This is a genomic window from Chitinimonas sp. (assembly GCF_036568685.1).
Taxonomy (GTDB): Bacteria; Pseudomonadota; Gammaproteobacteria; order Burkholderiales; family Chitinimonadaceae; genus Chitinimonas.
Genome location: NZ_DATCSC010000029.1, coordinates 20,300 through 36,565, shown reverse-complemented (window position 1 = coordinate 36,565; position 16,266 = coordinate 20,300). Strand labels below are relative to the sequence as shown.

16 protein-coding genes and 1 tRNA gene are annotated in these 16,266 nt (G+C 62.6%); 5 read left to right on the top strand and 12 right to left on the bottom strand.

Annotated elements, in window-relative coordinates:
* Positions 1-51: 51 nt before the first annotated feature.
* From VIM95_RS04635 to VIM95_RS04615, 5 genes are all read right to left on the bottom strand, one after another.
* Positions 52-1,002 (bottom strand): ribose-phosphate pyrophosphokinase, encoded by a 951-nt coding sequence (locus VIM95_RS04635; protein ID WP_331983493.1) that lies wholly within the window; start codon positions 1,000-1,002, stop codon positions 52-54.
* A gap of 111 nt (positions 1,003-1,113) precedes the next feature.
* A tRNA-Gln gene (locus tag VIM95_RS04630) sits at positions 1,114-1,188 on the bottom strand.
* Between the two features lie 22 nt (positions 1,189-1,210).
* Positions 1,211-2,050, bottom strand: a complete 840-nt coding sequence (gene ispE, locus VIM95_RS04625; RefSeq protein WP_331983491.1) for a 4-(cytidine 5'-diphospho)-2-C-methyl-D-erythritol kinase — start codon at positions 2,048-2,050, stop codon at positions 1,211-1,213.
* A 20-nt stretch (positions 2,051-2,070) separates the two neighbouring features.
* Positions 2,071-2,676 (bottom strand): lipoprotein insertase outer membrane protein LolB, encoded by a 606-nt coding sequence (lolB, locus tag VIM95_RS04620; RefSeq protein WP_331983489.1) that lies wholly within the window; start codon positions 2,674-2,676, stop codon positions 2,071-2,073.
* A 1-nt stretch (position 2,677) separates the two neighbouring features.
* Positions 2,678-4,441, bottom strand: a complete 1,764-nt coding sequence (locus VIM95_RS04615) for a tetratricopeptide repeat protein (protein WP_331983487.1) — start codon at positions 4,439-4,441, stop codon at positions 2,678-2,680.
* A gap of 89 nt (positions 4,442-4,530) precedes the next feature.
* Here VIM95_RS04615 and mutM point away from each other — a divergent pair, with 89 nt between their 5' ends.
* The 4 genes from mutM (at position 4,531) to VIM95_RS04595 (ending at position 9,278) form a co-directional block, all read left to right on the top strand.
* A complete protein-coding gene (gene mutM / locus VIM95_RS04610; protein ID WP_331983485.1) occupies positions 4,531-5,358 on the top strand; it encodes a bifunctional DNA-formamidopyrimidine glycosylase/DNA-(apurinic or apyrimidinic site) lyase in 828 nt (275 codons plus the stop codon).
* A gap of 265 nt (positions 5,359-5,623) precedes the next feature.
* A complete protein-coding gene (locus tag VIM95_RS04605) occupies positions 5,624-7,582 on the top strand; it encodes a dynamin family protein (RefSeq protein ID WP_331983483.1) in 1,959 nt (652 codons plus the stop codon).
* A 148-nt stretch (positions 7,583-7,730) separates the two neighbouring features.
* Positions 7,731-8,054, top strand: coding sequence for an H-NS histone family protein (locus tag VIM95_RS04600; protein WP_331983481.1), 324 nt, complete (start codon positions 7,731-7,733; stop codon positions 8,052-8,054).
* A gap of 102 nt (positions 8,055-8,156) precedes the next feature.
* A complete protein-coding gene (locus tag VIM95_RS04595) occupies positions 8,157-9,278 on the top strand; it encodes a VanZ family protein (RefSeq protein WP_331983479.1) in 1,122 nt (373 codons plus the stop codon).
* A 550-nt stretch (positions 9,279-9,828) separates the two neighbouring features.
* On the opposite strand, the gene VIM95_RS04590 is transcribed toward VIM95_RS04595, so the two are convergent.
* The 7 genes from VIM95_RS04590 to VIM95_RS04555 form a co-directional block, all read right to left on the bottom strand.
* On the bottom strand, positions 9,829-10,428 hold the full coding sequence (locus VIM95_RS04590) for a 6-carboxytetrahydropterin synthase (RefSeq protein ID WP_331983477.1): 600 nt from the start codon (positions 10,426-10,428) through the stop codon (positions 9,829-9,831).
* A 170-nt stretch (positions 10,429-10,598) separates the two neighbouring features.
* Complete coding sequence (locus tag VIM95_RS04585) at positions 10,599-11,378, bottom strand: MetQ/NlpA family ABC transporter substrate-binding protein (RefSeq protein ID WP_331983475.1); 780 nt, start codon at positions 11,376-11,378, stop codon at positions 10,599-10,601.
* A gap of 56 nt (positions 11,379-11,434) precedes the next feature.
* Entirely contained in the window at positions 11,435-12,103 is a 669-nt protein-coding gene (locus tag VIM95_RS04580) for a methionine ABC transporter permease (protein WP_331983473.1), read from the bottom strand.
* Complete coding sequence (locus VIM95_RS04570) at positions 12,100-13,107, bottom strand: methionine ABC transporter ATP-binding protein (protein ID WP_349258177.1); 1,008 nt, start codon at positions 13,105-13,107, stop codon at positions 12,100-12,102. The genes VIM95_RS04580 and VIM95_RS04570 overlap by 4 nt, the downstream gene beginning before the upstream one ends.
* 125 nt (positions 13,108-13,232) lie before the next feature.
* A complete protein-coding gene (locus VIM95_RS04565) occupies positions 13,233-13,877 on the bottom strand; it encodes a pyrimidine 5'-nucleotidase (RefSeq protein WP_331983471.1) in 645 nt (214 codons plus the stop codon).
* 5 nt (positions 13,878-13,882) lie between these two features.
* The gene (locus VIM95_RS04560) at positions 13,883-14,707 is read right to left on the bottom strand and encodes a hypothetical protein (RefSeq protein ID WP_331983469.1); all 825 of its coding nucleotides are present in this window, start codon (positions 14,705-14,707) and stop codon (positions 13,883-13,885) included.
* A 69-nt stretch (positions 14,708-14,776) separates the two neighbouring features.
* Entirely contained in the window at positions 14,777-15,208 is a 432-nt protein-coding gene (locus VIM95_RS04555; protein ID WP_331983467.1) for a CBS domain-containing protein, read from the bottom strand.
* Between the two features lie 638 nt (positions 15,209-15,846).
* Between VIM95_RS04555 and VIM95_RS04550 the strand changes: the two genes are divergently transcribed.
* Positions 15,847-16,101 (top strand): hypothetical protein, encoded by a 255-nt coding sequence (locus tag VIM95_RS04550; protein ID WP_331983465.1) that lies wholly within the window; start codon positions 15,847-15,849, stop codon positions 16,099-16,101.
* The last annotated feature ends 165 nt before the right edge of the window (positions 16,102-16,266 follow it).

Below are 16,266 nucleotides of genomic sequence, written 5' to 3'. Positions count from 1 at the left end.
GGCAGTGCTTGCGAAAGCGGCCAACCCGCATGGGTCGGCCGCAAATCAGGGTCAATCGACGAAGAGGGTGGAGACCGATTCTTCGTTGTTGATGCGCCGCAGCGTCTCGGCCAGCAGCGGAGCCAGGCTGACGACGCGGATGCGGTTGGATTTCTTGGCGGCTTCGCTGAGCGGCACGGTATCGGTGACCACCAGCTCATCGAGCTCGGACTGGCCGATGCGTTCGACGGCCGGACCGGACAGCACCGGGTGGGTCGAGTAGGCCAGCACGCGCTTGGCACCGTGTTGCTTGAGTGCTTCGGCGGCCTTGCACAGGGTGTTGGCGGTGTCGACCATGTCGTCCATGATCAGGCAGGTACGGCCTTCGACATCACCGATGATGTGCATCACCTCGGCCACATTGGCCTTGGGGCGACGCTTGTCGATGATGGCGAGTTCGGTATTCAGTTGCTTGGCCATGGCGCGGGCACGCAGCACGCCGCCCACGTCAGGCGAGACCACCATCAGGTCTTCGTAGTTCTTGGTGCGGACGTCGTCGAGCAGCACCGGGGTGGCGTAGATATTGTCCACCGGGATGTCGAAGAAACCCTGGATCTGGTCAGCATGCAGGTCGACAGTCAGGAGGCGGTCCACACCGGCGGCTTGCAACATATTGGCGACCACCTTGGCCGAGATCGGCACCCGGGCCGAACGCGGACGACGGTCCTGACGGGCGTAGCCGAAGTAAGGCATGGCGGCGGTGATACGGCCGGCCGAGGCGCGCTTGAGCGCGTCGACCATCAGCAGCACTTCCATCAGGTTGTCATTGGTGGGGGCGCAGGTGGACTGCAGCACGAAGACGTCGCGGCCGCGAACATTCTCCAGCAGTTCCACGGTGGCTTCGCCGTCGCTGAAGCGACCGACGGTGGCACGGCCTACGGTGATATCGAGGTGCTTGGCGACCGCATCGGCCAACTGGGGGTTGGCGTTGCCGGTGAAGACCATCAAGCTGTCGTAGGCCATGTCCTGATCCTTAACAAAAAAAGAAAGCGTGTAATCGTTATTACACGCTTTCTGGTTTCTTTTTGCGTTAGGTGAGCGCATGGCGCAACCGCCCGAACGCTTTGCAGATATTGGCAGGGGAGGTAGGGATCGAACCTACGAATGTCGGAATCAAAATCCGATGCCTTACCACTTGGCGACTCCCCTACAAACTTGCCGGATCCAAACATCAATCCAACAAATCAAACAAAGGGTGCTGCATCAATCCCTGCGCGACAAACCCTTGCATTGTGGCAGGCAGGGCGTCCAGTACACGCTGGGCTTCCGCTTGTGTATTGAATGCAGCAAACACACAGGCACCGGATCCGGTCATCATCGCTTCGCCATATTGCCCTAGCCAGGACAGGTATTCGGCGATGACGGGGTATTTCCGTTTGGCTACCGTTTCGAGATCGTTTCGGACCTGGCAGCTCGGAAAGGCCGCCATTATTATGGGCTTGGTATCACGTGTCAAGCCTGGGTCCGAAAAAATTGCGGCAGTGGGGACCGATACGGGCGGAATCAACACACTATACCATTGAGGCGGCAGAGAAATTTCCTGTAGCAGTTCGCCTACGCCTTCTGCAAATGCATTGCGGCCAAACACGAAAACCGGCACGTCGGCGCCCAATTGCAGCCCCAGCGCCTGCAATTCAGCTCGCTTGAGGCCGGTTCGCCAGAGGTGGTTGAGGGCGATCAATACGGTAGCGGCGTCGGAGCTGCCACCACCCACGCCGCCGCCCATGGGCAGGCGCTTGTCCAAACGCAGATTGCAGCCCAGCTTGCTGCCGGTGTGCGACTGCAACAGCCGGGCTGCGCGGATGATCAGATCGCTCTCGGCCGGCACGCCCGGCAGCGGGTTGTCGTGCTCGATGCGGCCATCATCGCGTACGGCGATATGGACGGTATCGCCGTGGTCTATCAAGCGGAAGGCGGTCTGCAGCAGGTGGTAGCCGTCGGGTCGGCGACCGGTGACGTGCAGAAAGAGATTGAGTTTGGCGGGGGCGGGAAAGCTTTGGTACGGCGTCATGGATAGGCTGGTCGGCCGGCTCAGTGGCTGGCGGGGTTGTTAGATGGCGTGGCGGCCGGCGTAGCCAGCTCCCAGTCATAGAGGGCGATGCGGACTTCCAGGTCGGGCCTGATCAGGGTCAGCGCGTTGGGAGCAGTACGGCCTGTTTCCGCTTGGCCGGCCTTGATCGGGTAGCGGATCTGCCAGTCATCCTGTTCCAGTACCTGGGCACCCGTCTCCTGCCGCCATTGCGAAGGTCGACGCGGGTCGGCCAGGCCGAGCAGCCAGTAACGCAGGCCTTCGGCGGGCAGGCGCCAGCCCAGTTCCTTCTCGCTCAGGGCTTCGACGTCGCCGGCCTCCTTGCGCTTGCCGTCGCTGTCAAAGAAGCGTGCACCATCCGGCGCCAGCTCCAGGCGGGCCACGACCTGGCCCAGCGGATTGCTGACATCCACCGTGTCGAGCGCAGCTTGATGGGTCCAGCTGAAGCGGGCGTTATAGCCCTTGCCGGCGGCGTTGACGGCGACGCGGCCGGCCACGCTGTATTGCTCCGGCAGGTGCGAGAGTGCGCCGGGTGCCGGGCGCTGGGTGGCGCAGGCAGCCAGCAACAGGCCGGCGACCAGCGCCGGGGCGATACGGAGCGCCTTCATTTCAGCGGCCCGTCGTCAGGCGCTGTACGGTTTCGCTCAGCACTTCGTGGCCGGGGTCGAGCTTCTTGCCTTCTTCCCAGATCTTGCGTGCTTCCGCATGTTTCCCCGATTGCCACAGTGCCTCGCCGTAGTGAGCGGCAATCTCGGGGTCGCGCAGGGTGGTGAAGGCGCGCGACAGCCACTTCACGGCTTCGGCCAGGTTGCCGCGGCGGTATTGCAGCCAGCCCATGCTATCGATGATGACCGGATTGTCCGGCTCCTGGCTAAGGGCTTTCTGCAGCAGCGATTCGGCTTCCTCGAAGCGGGTGCTGCGGTTGGCCAGGGTGTAGCCCAGCGCATTGAGGCCGATGGGGCTGTCGGGTTTGAGCGTCAGATAACGGCGCAGATCACGCTCGGCATTATCGAGATCGCCTTGCTGGTCATAGATCAGCGAACGGTCGTAGAGCAGGTCGGCGCTGTCGGCGTGCTTGGCAAGACCTACATCGAGCGCCTCGCGGGCCTTGTCGAGTTGTTTGAGCTCGCGCCAGATCTGCGCCTCGAGCTGGATACGGGCGACCTGGTCGGCGCCAGTAGCGGTGGGTAGGCGGTTGACCGCGGCGAGGGCGGCATCCTGGTGACCCAGCTTGGCTTCGATGCGGGCGATGCGGGTCAGTGCGGCGGGCAGGTGTTCGCCGTCTTCGATCTCGCGGTAGTGCTTGAGCGCGACCGGCAGCTTGCCCTGCTCCTCGGTCACCAGGCCCAGGTAGTAGTGGATGGCCTGCGGTTTGGCGACACCGAGGGTCAGCGCACGTTCGAGCGCGGTTTCCGCTTCGGCGTAGCGCTGTACCTGGATGGCTGCCTGGGCCAGACCCACGGTGTATTCGACCTCGTCCGGGTAGTCCTTGGCCAGCGAGCCATAGACGGCATAGCACTCGTCAAAGCGTTTGATGCCGCTCAGTTGCTGCGCCAGTGCGGAGCGCAGATCGCGCGACTTGGGCTGGCGCTGTACCGCGGCGCGCAGGTAGTCCGCGGCCTCCTCGGGCGAGCGGGCGTCGGTCAGGGTGGCGCGGAACAGGATGGCGGTTTCCCAGCCCGGGCGTAGCTGGATGGCGGTGTCACTGGCGGCCAGCGCGGTGTCGACGTCACCGGCCCGGCTGGCGGCCAGGGCGATGGACAGGGAGGCTTCCGGCAGCTTGGGGTAGCGGCCAGCCAGCCGCTGGGTCATGGCCAGCACGGCGCGGCGGTCTGTCTGCGGCGCCCAGAAGCTATGCATTTGCATCAAGAGGGCCGGGACGTCGGCCGGGCGCTCGGTGAACCATTGGTCGAGCTCGGCCTCGGCGGCCTTGAGCTGGCCGGTGCGGGCCAGGACCGAGAGCTGGGTCTGGCGGGCGCGGAGATTGTCCGGTGCCAGTTCGCGCCAGAGCCGGGTGGCGGCGATGGCGTCTTCTGCCTTGCCAGCCTGGAAGCTCGTTTCCACGGCGCGCTCTGCGGCCCGTGGGTCGCGGGTACGGCGCGCCAGCTCCAGCCAGGTATCGGCAGCCAGGGCTTTGTTGCCGGTATTGGCGGCGAAGTCGCCGACCAGGAAGCCGAACAGCAGGTCGGGTGTCATTGCCTGCTTGGGATATTGCTGTTCGTCGGCATTGCCGGCGGCATCGTCAGCGTTGTCGTCGTCAACGGCTGCGGCAGTGGTGGCCGGTGCGGGCGGAGCAACCGGTGTGGCACAGGCGGCAAGCAGGGCAGCAAGCAGCAGGGAGAGACCGGTACGGGAGGAGAGAGAGGTGGGCATGCTGGTGTCCTTGTCGCCGGCTCGGCGGCGTCTGCGGCCGTGCTATAGTCGGCCGCTCACTTTGTATCTTAACCCTTTCGGCGCAAACCATGCCTGAATTGCCAGAGGTCGAAACCACCCGCCGCGGTATTGCGGCGGCCATCGAAGGCGGGCGCTTCGAAGGTGCCGTTGTTCGCGACGCGCGTCTGCGCTGGCCGGTACCGCCGGAACTCGACGCATTGGTGGCCGGCCGGCCCTTGCTGCGTATCTGGCGACGGGCCAAGTACCTGTTGTTTGACCTCGGCCACGGCCATTTGATCCTGCATCTGGGTATGTCCGGCAGCCTGCGGGTGGTCGATGCCGACACCCCGCCCGGCAAGCACGACCATGTGGACCTGCTGCTGGCTGGCGGTGAGCGGCCACGTGCCTTGCGTTACCGCGACCCACGTCGTTTTGGCGCGCTGCTGTGGCAGCCGGGCGAGCTGCAAGGCCATCCGCTGCTGGCCAGGCTCGGACCAGAGCCTCTGGAAGAAGGTTTTACCGCGGCGTATTTAAAAGCTGCACTGGGGCGCAAGCGGGTCGCCATCAAGCTCGCGCTGATGGATAACCATATCGTGGTCGGCGTTGGCAATATTTACGCCAATGAAGCGCTGTTCCGCGCCGGGATCAAGCCGACCCGGCCGGCCGAGAAGCTGAGCCGGGCCGATTGTGAGCGGCTGGTGCAGACGGTGAAGGAAACCCTGCTTGAGGCGATTGCCGCTGGCGGCAGCACCTTGCGTGATTTTGTCGATAGTGAAGGCAAACCGGGTTATTTCCAGCAGCGCTATTTTGTCTATGGGCGTGAAGCCGAGCCTTGCCTGCGTTGTGGTGAAGAGATACGGCAAACGCGGCTGGGGCAGCGTGCCACATTCTGGTGCCCGCATTGCCAGCCGCGCTGATGCTGCATGCAGATATATATAAAAAGCGCTTTCGCCTGGCCGGACTGTCTTGCCGGGCGACTTTTGAGCACGCCGCCAAGGTTTGCCTCAGGTTGAGATTGCAGGCGGCGGCGGGGCCTTGTGGATAAAACCGGGACGCCGAAAGGCGTAGGCCTGCTGATGACCGCGCTTGCACGCTGGCCTGCCGCGTTATTTAATGACAACGAAATTTATTCGCCAATACATGCGCACGTAGCCTAGGCTGCCATGCGCCAAGGAAATTAGGATGTCGAACGACAATCTGGTCGCCAATTTTGAAGCGTACAGTGAATGGCGCAGCAATCTTATTCAACGCATTGGCGAATTGCAGCGTTGGTTGTCCGAGCAGGACCTGAACGATGCGCAGACCAATATGCGCATCCAGCATTTGATCGACAAGCTGCGGGAGGACAAGCTCAATATCGCCTTCGTGGCCGAGTTTTCGCGCGGCAAGTCCGAGCTGATCAATGCCATCTTCTTTGCCGAATACAAGCAGCGCGTGCTGCCCTCCTCGGCCGGTCGTACCACCATGTGCCCGACCGAGCTGCAGTACGACGCCGAGCGCCCAAACTGCATCCAGCTCTTGCCGATCGAGACCCGCGGTACCGATACCACGACCTCGGAATACCGCCGCTACCCGGAAGAGTGGACCACCATCTCGCTGGATATCGATTCCGGCGAAGCCATGCTGGCTGCCTTCCAGCAAGTGGGCCAGAAAAAGTGGGTGACGGTGGACGAGGCCAAGAAGCTGGGCCTTTACGATGAGCAGGACCCGGATCACAAGCTGTCGGTGCAGAATGGGCAGATCGAGATCCCCTGCTGGCGCCATGCCATCATCAACTTCCCGCACCCCTTGCTCAAGCAAGGCCTGGTGATCCTCGACACCCCGGGTCTGAATGCCATCGGTACCGAGCCTGAGCTGACGCTCAACCTCTTGCCGAACGCCCACGCCATCCTGTTTATCCTGGCCGCCGACACCGGCGTGACCAAGACCGACATCGACGTCTGGCGTAACCATATCGGTAAGGCCCAGGGTGGCCAGCGTGGCCGCATGGCGGTGCTGAACAAGATCGACGGCCTGTGGGACAGCCTCAAGAGCGAGGCCGAGATCAATGCCGAGATCGACAAGCAGGTGAAGACCAGCGCCGACCTCTTGGGCATCAAGCCCAGCCAGGTGTTCCCGGTATCTGCCCAGAAGGGTCTGGTGGCCAAGATCAATGACGACCTGCCGCTGTTGGAAAAGGCGCGCCTGCGCCAGCTGGAAAAGGCACTGTCGGAGGATCTGATTCCCTTCAAGCAGGAGATCGTTCGCGACAATACCCATACCGAGGTGGAAGACCTGGTATTGGCCACCCGTGGCATCCTCAACGCCCGTGGCGACGGTGTGCGCGAGCAGCTGGAGGAACTGACTGCGCTGCGCGGTAAGAACCGCGACGTGATCGAGCACATGCTGGACAAGATCCAGGAAGAGAAGGTGCACTTCGAGCGCGGTATGCAGCGCTTCCAGGCGCTGCGTAGCGTCTTTTCGCAGCAGACCAACGTCCTGTTCGGCTATCTGGGCATGGATAACCTGAAGAACCGGATCACCAAGATCCGCGTGGAAATGGATGCATCGAGCTTTTCCTCGGGCTTGACCGGCGCGATGCAGAAGTTCTTCAAGGATATCAACGGCAATATCACGCGCTCTGCTGAACAGGTGGCGGAAATCCAGGCCATGATGGCCGGGATGTACAAGAAATTCAGCGAAGAGCATGGTCTGGGTGCCGTTACCCCGCCGCCTTTCTCCACCTTGAAATATCACAAGGAAATCGCGCGCCTGGAGAAGAGCTTCAATGAGCATTTCAATACCTTTGGCGCGATCCTGACAACTTCGCAAAACAAGCTGACCAAGAAATTCTTTGAAACTATTGCCAGCCGCGTTGTCTATGTCTACGAGGTTGCCAACCGCGATGCAGAGAATTGGCTCAAAGCGGTGATGGCGCCAATGGAAACGCAGGTGCGTGAGCATCAGATGCAGTTGCGTCGCCGCTTGGAAAGCGTCAAGCGTATCCATAAGGCTACCGATACGCTGGAAGATCGGATCGAGGAATTGAACGAGATCGATACGGTTATCCAGCAGCAATTGGCCGAGCTGGATGCGCGTCTGAAAAAGGCTTACGAGGCTTTGAATGCCTTGATGCAACCGGTGGAGCGACACGCTGCCTGATTATCGGCAAATGCTAATCCCATTGACATATGTGCTTCATATAAAGCATTTTTGTTGCAATATCGGGTTGATTCAGTGTTGGTGGAGCTGCATAATAAAAACCAAGCTTTAATTGACCATGATGTCGACTGAATTTGGAGAATGGAAAATGGTGGATTTGTCCAGCCTGGCGCTGCCCCAGCTTTACCAGCTGCAAAAGGATCTTGACCGCGAAATTTCCCGCCGTAAGGTAGAGGACAAGCACAAGGCCATCGCCGATCTGCAAAAGTTGGCGGCAGAACGTGGTTTCAGCCTGTCTGAATTGCTGGGTGCCGAAGTGCAGGGCAAGCGTGGTAGCAAGCGCGGTCCGGTGGCTGCCCAGTTCAAGAACCCGGCCAATCCGGAGCAGACCTGGAGCGGCCGTGGCCGTAAGCCGCAATGGGTGGCCGACCACCTGGCCAGCGGTGGCAACATCGACAGCCTGCGCGTCTGATCGCCGGGCCTGAGCCCGAACGAAAAAAGGAAGCTGCGGCTTCCTTTTTTCGTTATACAGCCTGTGCTGGCGCTTGGCTGGCCCGTGGTAATCTTGCCCTCCATGCGCCTGCAACTACCGATTTCCTACCTCGCCCGCAGCACGGCACCGTCCTGGCTGGGACGGCACTTTCTGCTGGCCTGGCATGCGGTGATCCTGGTAGTGAGCTGGTACCCCTTCAGCGGCTGGCGTTATACCGGCGAGCCGGTGCTGGCCTTTCTGTTCTACCCCCTGCCTTATTACCACACGCTGACCGACAATACGCTCAACGTGCTGGCCTATATACCGCTGGGCTATGCCTGGGCGCTGTATTTCCGCTGCCGCTGGCACGCGCCGCTGGCGGCCTTGCTGCTGGCGGCCATGTTGTCGGGCACGGTGGAGTTCGTGCAGCAGTTCCTGCCCGACCGGGTCGCCTCCAACCTCGATCTCTTCTACAACGCTCTGGGCGGGCTCCTGGGTGCACTGCTGGCGGGGCTGATGTCCAAGCTCCTGGTGCTGCGCAGCTGGCATGTCTGGCGGCAGCGCTGGTTGCGCGAGGGGGCGCAGGCCGACTTTGGCCTGACCCTGATGGTGTTGTGGCTGTTGACTCAGCTCAACCCGGCGGTACCCCTGTTTGGCGTGGTGGTGCAACCTACCGGCTTGCCACAGCCCTGGGTGTCGCCAATTGGCAATGCCATCCTCTTTCTGCGGGTGCTGGAATCCTTGGGGGTGATGTTGAGTCTGACCGCGGTGGGGCTGTTGATCGCCACCCTGCTGGCGCACCGGCGCGATGCGGTAAAGGGCATCAGCAGCCTGGTGCTGCTTGCCTTGCTGGTCAAGATCGTCTTTGCCGGGGCCTTGCTCAAGCCGGCGGAATTCCTGGCCTGGTTCAACCTCAACGTGCTGATCGGTGCGCTGGCGGCCGGCTTTTTGCTGGCGGTCACCTTGCGGTTCAAGCGCCGCTGGCAGGCCTTGTCGGCGCTACTCTGCGTGGTGTTGGCACAGTGGGTGGAAGAGTTGTGGCCGCTGACTGCGCAGCCTGCCAGCATGAGCGGCTTGTTCAAGTGGCACTACGGCCATCTGCGTGACTTTGGTGGGCTGACCCAGACCTTGTCCGAGGTCTGGCCCTGGTTGGCCGGGCTCTATCTGGTGTGGCTGACCTTGGTGGATTGGCGGCGGAGTGGGCAGCCGACGATATTGGGGTAGCCTATTTTTGAACTGGCGCCGCGTAATGGGCACGGACAGTTGAGGCGCTCGGGAAAACCGAGCGCTTGCCATTTGTGAGGGCTGGCAGCATCGCTACCCCTTTCGCTTTATCGCTTCCACTCCCCCGCCCTCGCCGCCGCGAGGGAGCCTCGCTGACGCTCGTCAGGGGCTTCGATTACCTGTGGTGCATTCGGAACCCATCGTACTGATTAAGCGCGGCGGTTTTTTCTTTGAGATCAGCGAATGCCGGCCACGGAGGGATTTGGGGTCCCCGTGTGAGCCGCTGAGCATCGCAGTCAAGATCGGGGCTATCTGGGGCGCGTTGTTTGAGCCTACGGGGCGAGTTTCGCGCTCCGGCCGAGACTGGCGAGAAGCGGAAGGGACCCCGCGTAGCGGGGCGGGGAACCCGGGGTCGCCTTTTCTTTGGCGACTTTCTCCGGCGACGCGGTACGTCAGATAGAAAGTAACCCGGCTGCGGGACGGACTCCCACCCCAAGCCGCACGTAGTGCGGATATCGCGGCGATAGCCGCTAAGCCAACGACTCAGGGCTTAGCGAGGCTCTACCTGGAGGGGGATGGTGGGGTTGAGAAAGGGTTCGCCGCGCAGGAGTTTGTCCAGCATGGTGGGGTCGTGCCATTCGGCTTTGCACTGCTCCGAGAAGACGATCTCGGTCAGCTTGATGTCGCCCATGCGCGGGTTGTAGGCGTCGGCGCGGAAGCACTGGGCGTAGCCGGTTTCGGTCTCGTGGGCGATGACGGAGTGCAGTACGACGTCCTGCTCGCCGTTGGCCATCCGGGTGTTCTTGAGGATGGCATCGATCAGCACGAAGAAGAGGCGCGAGAATTGCTCGGCCGAGGGGGATACCGGCATGGAGATCCAGCGCTGCGAGTAGCGCTGGGCCCAGGCGATGTAGTCGGCCTCGTCCCGATCCCAGAAGCAGATGGCGTGGTCGAAGGCGTCGATGACATCGCGGATGGTGCCCTTCATCAGGCCAAAGTCGTAGACCATCTGGCCGTGATCCAGCGCGTTCGCCTCGAGCAGTACCTCGACCTTGTAGCTATGGCCGTGGATGGAATGGCGACAGCGGTCGCTACTGCAATTGCGGACGATGTGGGCGTTCTCGAACTTGAACAGCTTGCGGATCAACATGGGGCAGTACCGGTGGTGCGATGAGCGGCCATTTTGCCACCCGGACAAAAAAAAGCCACGCGCAAGGCGTGGCTCAAGGACTACGTATGGAGTGAGACAGGTCTAACGAACCGCATCAAGCTGCGATACGGGTACTACGGACTACGAAAACCGGGTGCTGCTATCTAGTATCAAAAGGCCGGGATCACGGCGCCTTTGTATTTCTCGGCGATGAATTTCTTTACCTCCGGGCTGGTGAGTGCGGCGGCCAGCTTCTTCACCGCCGGGGCGGCCTGGTTGTCGGTGCGGGTGACCAGGTAGTTGGCGTAGGGCGACTGGGCATCTTCGATGAACAGGGCGTCACGGGTGGGAACCAGCTTGGCTTCCAGGGCGTAGTTGGTGTTGATCAGGGCGAGATCGACCTGGTCCAGCACTCGCGGCAGGGTGGCGGCTTCCAGTTCCTTGAACTTCAGCTTCTTCGGGTTGCTGGCGATGTCCTTGACGCTGGAAAGGATGTTGCTCGGATCCTTGAGCTTGATCACGCCATTCTTGTCGAGCAGCACCAGGGCGCGGCCGGCATTGGAGGCCTCGTTGGGGATGGCGACTACGGCGCCTTCCTTGAGCTCGCTGGCTTGCTTGACCTTGCGGGAATAGGCGCCGAAGGGCTCGACATGGACGGCAACGCCGGTGATCAGGCTGGTGCCGCGGTTCTTGTTGAATTCATTGAGGTAGGGCTTGGTCTGGAAGTAGTTGGCGTCGACGCGCTTTTCAGCCAGTTGCACATTGGGCTGGATGTAGTCGGTGAATACCTTCACATCCAACTCCACGCCTTGCTGGGCCAGCTTGGGCTTGATGAATTCGAGGATCTCGGCGTGCGGCACGGCGGTGGCGGCGACCACCAGCTTTTCAGCCTGGGCGGAGAGGGCGGCGAGGCCGGTGGCGGCGATCAGGAGGGACTTGAGCAGTTTCATGTTTGGGGGCCTTGGTCTGGATTTATGGTCTTGGTAGGGCGGGGAGTTCGGTTGCGCTATTTGCGGGTGGCGCGCCGGACCAGCCAGTCGCCACCCATCTGCAGCAGTTGTACGAGGGCCAGGAGGGCGAGCACGGTGACGACCATGACCTCGGTCTGGAAGCGCTGGTAGCCATAGCGGATGGCGAGGTCACCGAGGCCGCCGCCGCCGATCACGCCGGACATGGCGGTGTAGGACACCAGGGTGACGGCGGTGACCGTGCTGGCGGCCAAGAGGCCCGGCAGCGCCTCGGGCAACAGCACGCGGCCGACGATCTGCCACAGCGTGGCGCCCATGGCCTGGCTGGCTTCGACCACGCCGCGGTCGACCTCGCGCAGGGCGGCTTCGACCAGGCGGGCGAAGAAGGGCGCGGCGCCAACCACCAGTGGAGGGATGGCGCCGGCCACGCCGATGGAGGTGCCGACCAGCTTGACGGTGACCGGGATCAGCACGATCAAGAGGATGACGAAGGGCAAGGAGCGCAGGGCGTTGACCACGAAGGCCAGCGTGGCGTAGGCGGCTCGGTTGGCCAGCAGTTGGCGCGGGCTCAGCAGGAACAGCAGCACGCCCAGCGGCAGGCCCAGCAGGATGGTAAAGCCCAGCGAGACGCCAAGCATGGTGAGGGTGTCGAGACTGGCGGTGCCGATATCCGCCCAGTCGATCAGGTTCCAGTCGAATCCGTTCATGCTGCGACCTCCTCGCAACGTACGCCGCGGGCTTCGAGGGCGGCCCGTACCGCGGGCAGCTCGCCGTCTATGCCGACGATCAGTTGGCCATAGGGGCGGTCCTTGATGCGGCCGACGCTGCCTTGCAGGATGCGGATGGGCAGGTCGAGCTCGCGGCCGACCTCACTCAGCACCGGCTCATAGGTGGCGTCATCGACGAAGGTTAGGCGCAAGAGCTGACCGATGTTGGCGTAGAGACGGCCAGCGTGGTCCAGTGCGGCGGCATGGCCGTCCTCGGCCACCATATTGCGGGTGGCTTCATGGCTGGGGTGCAGGAAGACTTCGGCAACCGGGCCGTGCTCGACGATGCGGCCATGGTCGATGACTGCAACGCGGTCGCAGATGGCGCGCACGACGGCCATCTCGTGGGTGATCAGTACGATGGTGAGGCCCAGCCGGCTGTTGATGTCACGCAAGAGGGCCAGGATGGACTGGGTGGTCTGCGGGTCCAGCGCCGAGGTGGCCTCGTCGCACAAGAGGAGCTTGGGGTGGTTGGCCAATGCGCGGGCAATGCCGACGCGCTGCTTCTGGCCACCGGAGAGCTGGCTGGGGTACTGGGCCTGTTGCTGGCTGAGGCCGACCAGTTCCAGCAGCTCGTCGACGCGGGCGTCCATCTCGACCGGGCTCAGTTGGCCGGCGAGTTCGAGCGGGAAGCGGATATTGCCGGCGACGGTACGATGGCTCAGCAGATTGAAGTGCTGGAAGACCATGCCGATCTGCTGGCGCAGGCCGCGCAGGCCGGCGGCGTCCAGGGCGGTAACGTCCTGATCGGCGATCAGTACCTGGCCACTATCGGGGCGTTCGAGCAGGTTGAGCGTGCGCAGCAGGGTGCTCTTGCCGGCGCCGGAGCGGCCGATGATGCCGAAGATTTCACCCTGTGCGATGTCGAGGCTGACATCGTTGAGGGCGGTGTAGGCTTGGCCGTTGACCGGGTAGGTCTTGTAAAGGTGGTGCAGCGAGATCACGGGTTGTCCGTTGGATGTATCAAAGCGCGGCCTTGGTGGGTGACCGTGGCAGCGGGACAAACTTTAGCGGATCTCTATATATCGGTTAAATACTGTTAGTTATTCTGAAAATAACCAGTTGGAATTTATCCAAGCCAACCTAGCCGGTTGGCTTGGCGCGGCAGGTCCAGGAGGCGGTGGATCGCGACATCCACATGGGCGTTACGATGGGTCTTGGCTCCGAGCCAAACGGTGCGCATACCCAGGCGCTTGGCGGTCACGAGGTTGGCGGCGGTGTCCTCGACCATGATGCAGTCGCGCGCCTGCAGCCGGTAGCGGCGGAGCAGGCGGCGATAGCCACTGTGGCTGGGTTTGGGGCGCATACCGGTATGTTGGATGGCCACCAGGCCGTCGAACAACTGGGCGACGCGCAGGCCGCGCAGTACGCTGACGGCGTAGGCCTCCGGGGCGTTGGTGAAGAGGATTTTGCGGCCAGGCAACTGGGCCAGGGTGGCGTGCAGGGCCTGCATGGGCCGTAGCTGGCGGGCCAGATCGGGAAAGCGGTGGGTCTCGGCCAGGAAGTGTTCCGGGTCGACATGACCGTGCCGCAAGAGGCCGGCCAGGGTGGTGCCGTAGCGTTGCCAGTAGTGCAGCCGCAGCGCGTCGGCCTCGGCGGCGTTGATACCGAGGTGCTGCGCGACGTAGGCGGTCATGAGCTTGTTCATCTCGGGGAAGATGTAGGGCTCGGCGTCGTGCAGGGTGTTGTCGAGGTCGAAGATCCAGGTGGGCATGGGATTCAGCCTGGCGTCTTGACGGGCGGAAGGGGTACCGCCGGCAGGGAGGCGCTGAGCGGGCCAACGTCGAACCAGCCGTCGTACAGCAGGGTATTCTCGCGGCGGGCCTCGACCAGGGTGATCTGGCCGGCGGCGATGGCCTTGGGGCTGCCACGCAAGCCCATGATGCCGCAACTGGCGACCTCGGCCGTCTGGCAGATCCAGGCTTCGCCACCGGGGTAGCTGATATTGAGGCTGAGGGTGTTGCCACTGTCGCCTAGTAGCGAGCCCATGGGGCGGGCACCGGTCAGCTTGTTCAGCTGGGCGCGGTTGGCGTGCACGTTGCCGACCAGGGCGAGTACCAGTTGCTCTGGTTGCTTGCGAGCGGCGCTGAGTCGCTGGGCGTAGCCCGCGTCGCCACCATCGGCAAAGGCAAGCAGCTGTATGGCCTTGCCGGCCTGGCGCCAACTGCGTACTCGCTCGATCAGCTGCAACATGGCGGCGCTATTGCGGCCATCGGCCCAGCTGGCGCTGTCCCAGTGCGGGCCCTTGAGCAGAGCGGCACGGGCTGCCGCATCGCCCTCGGAGGCGAGGTAGGCATCGAGCCGGGCCTGCTCGGAGGAGGGGAGCTCCAGACCCAGGATCACAGGCCGGCTTGTCTTGAGCAACTGGCAGGCCAGGTCGCCGGCGAAGGCGGGTGCCTGTTCGGTGCCGTGCATCTCGCCCAGCAGCAGGAAGTCGGGCTGACGCGCCAACAGCGGAGTGACATCCAGCGGCGGGCAGTCGGTGGCTTGGGCGGCCTGGACGGCGAGCGGGGCGGCGAGCAGGAGGGATGGCAGGAACTTCAAGCGGACTCCGGAAAGCGGGCAAAAACAAAGCCGGCGCGTGGCCGGCTTGGGCTGAGCTTGGGCGCGGCGCTAGCCGTGGATATAGTTCTCCAGCTGCTCGATCAGAAACTGCTGCTCGGCAATCTGCTCGCGCACCAGGTCGGTGATGGACAGCACCCCGAGCACATGTTCGCCATCCATCACCGGCAGGTGGCGAAAGCGCTTCTCGGACATGATGGCCATCAGCTGGTCTACCGTCTGCGACGGTTTGGCGAATACTACCCGTTTGGTCATGATGTCGACGATAGGGGTCCCCGCCGAAGTCTTGCCCTGCAGCACCACCTTGCGGGCGTAATCCCGCTCCGAAAAGATGCCGACCAGGTCATCGCCTTCCATGACCAGCACGGCGCCGATGTCCTTCTCCGCCATCAATTGCAGTGCCTGGTAGACCGTGGCGGTCGGCGGCACCGAGAAGATGGCCTGGCGTGACTTTTCCTGCAGGAGCTGACGGGCGGTTTTCATGCGACACACTCTCCATGGAAGATCGGGAACGGCACCAGAACCACTATAAACAGCCGTGAAGCCCGCACCCAAGAAGGAATGGTTGTGCAATGCGTCATGGGGTGGAGTCGCTCGGTCTGCGTGGCATCCAGGCGCTCAGCTCACCGCCCGGCAGAGCCGGGCGCTAATTGGCAGTTGATGCTCGGGCGCGCCTTCGCTTCCATATCGCCCACTCCCCCCGCCCTCGCCGCCGCGAGGGAGCCTCGCTGACGCTCGTTAGTGTCTCGGTTTGGTGACAGTGCGTTCTGCAACAAAAGGCCGTACCTTTGATATGGCGCATTACCTTTAGGGTACTGGTCACCAAAACAAAATGTGCGCGCACGCCATATGTGTGCCGACAAGTGAGGAAGGGAATCGTGTTCAGAACTTTGCTCTGGCTTGCCTTGGTTAGCCCAGTGTTGGCCCAGACGAAAGTCAGCGAAGAGGCAACCTTCTTGGGGTGGTTGTCCCACGTTAGGCCGAGTCTGCTGCAGGAGGCTGGGGCTACGCAGGGTTTTCTGGGTGGGAGCTGTGGCTTGCGTGTGCAGAACGAGCAATTCGAAGTCTACGACTGTAGAGATGTGCGCATACCAGGTTTGGGCAGCAGTAAGGCCTTGCTCTTGAAGACGAGAGTAAGCGATGGAGCACGAGCAGCGCTGACGATTGAGGCGCCTGGTCTCAAGCTCGGTTCGGTGCTGGCGCGTTACCCTGAAGGCCGGCGTCAGCGCTTATTGACCCCGCATGCAACCGAGCCGTTGGCTGAGTACAGCTTCAAGGTGGGTGGCGTGGCGTGCTCGCTGCTCTTTAGCGAGGCTGACGAGAACCTCTATGTGCGGGAAATTTCGCTGGAATTTATGCCGGAGCGAGGCCGGTGAGCCGCCGGCATTGATCGTGGCGCGCGTTGGAAATGCGTTTGCTATGGGGGGTACGCGTGGCAACGCCTTCCACCAACGTGCCTGTGGCGGAAGGCGCTGCGCTTTTCCGCTCTACGGGATAGTGGCTCCGAAGAAGGTCATCGAATCCGCTGACGAGCGCTAGCG

What these genes read in the sequence shown, in the direction of transcription:
- VIM95_RS04635 (WP_331983493.1), bottom strand. Translation starts at nt 1,002, where the DNA reads ATGGCCTACGACAGCTTGATGGTCTTCACCGGCAACGCCAACCCCCAG.
- VIM95_RS04580 (WP_331983473.1), bottom strand. Translation starts at nt 12,103, where the DNA reads ATGAACGGATTCGACTGGAACCTGATCGACTGGGCGGATATCGGCACC.
- ispE (WP_331983491.1), bottom strand. Translation starts at nt 2,050, where the DNA reads ATGACGCCGTACCAAAGCTTTCCCGCCCCCGCCAAACTCAATCTCTTT.
- VIM95_RS04595 (WP_331983479.1), top strand. Translation starts at nt 8,157, where the DNA reads ATGCGCCTGCAACTACCGATTTCCTACCTCGCCCGCAGCACGGCACCG.
- VIM95_RS04565 (WP_331983471.1), bottom strand. Translation starts at nt 13,877, where the DNA reads ATGCCCACCTGGATCTTCGACCTCGACAACACCCTGCACGACGCCGAG.
- VIM95_RS04585 (WP_331983475.1), bottom strand. Translation starts at nt 11,378, where the DNA reads ATGAAACTGCTCAAGTCCCTCCTGATCGCCGCCACCGGCCTCGCCGCC.
- VIM95_RS04590 (WP_331983477.1), bottom strand. Translation starts at nt 10,428, where the DNA reads ATGTTGATCCGCAAGCTGTTCAAGTTCGAGAACGCCCACATCGTCCGC.
- mutM (WP_331983485.1), top strand. Translation starts at nt 4,531, where the DNA reads ATGCCTGAATTGCCAGAGGTCGAAACCACCCGCCGCGGTATTGCGGCG.
- VIM95_RS04605 (WP_331983483.1), top strand. Translation starts at nt 5,624, where the DNA reads ATGTCGAACGACAATCTGGTCGCCAATTTTGAAGCGTACAGTGAATGG.
- VIM95_RS04600 (WP_331983481.1), top strand. Translation starts at nt 7,731, where the DNA reads ATGGTGGATTTGTCCAGCCTGGCGCTGCCCCAGCTTTACCAGCTGCAA.
- lolB (WP_331983489.1), bottom strand. Translation starts at nt 2,676, where the DNA reads ATGAAGGCGCTCCGTATCGCCCCGGCGCTGGTCGCCGGCCTGTTGCTG.
- VIM95_RS04615 (WP_331983487.1), bottom strand. Translation starts at nt 4,441, where the DNA reads ATGCCCACCTCTCTCTCCTCCCGTACCGGTCTCTCCCTGCTGCTTGCT.
- VIM95_RS04555 (WP_331983467.1), bottom strand. Translation starts at nt 15,208, where the DNA reads ATGAAAACCGCCCGTCAGCTCCTGCAGGAAAAGTCACGCCAGGCCATC.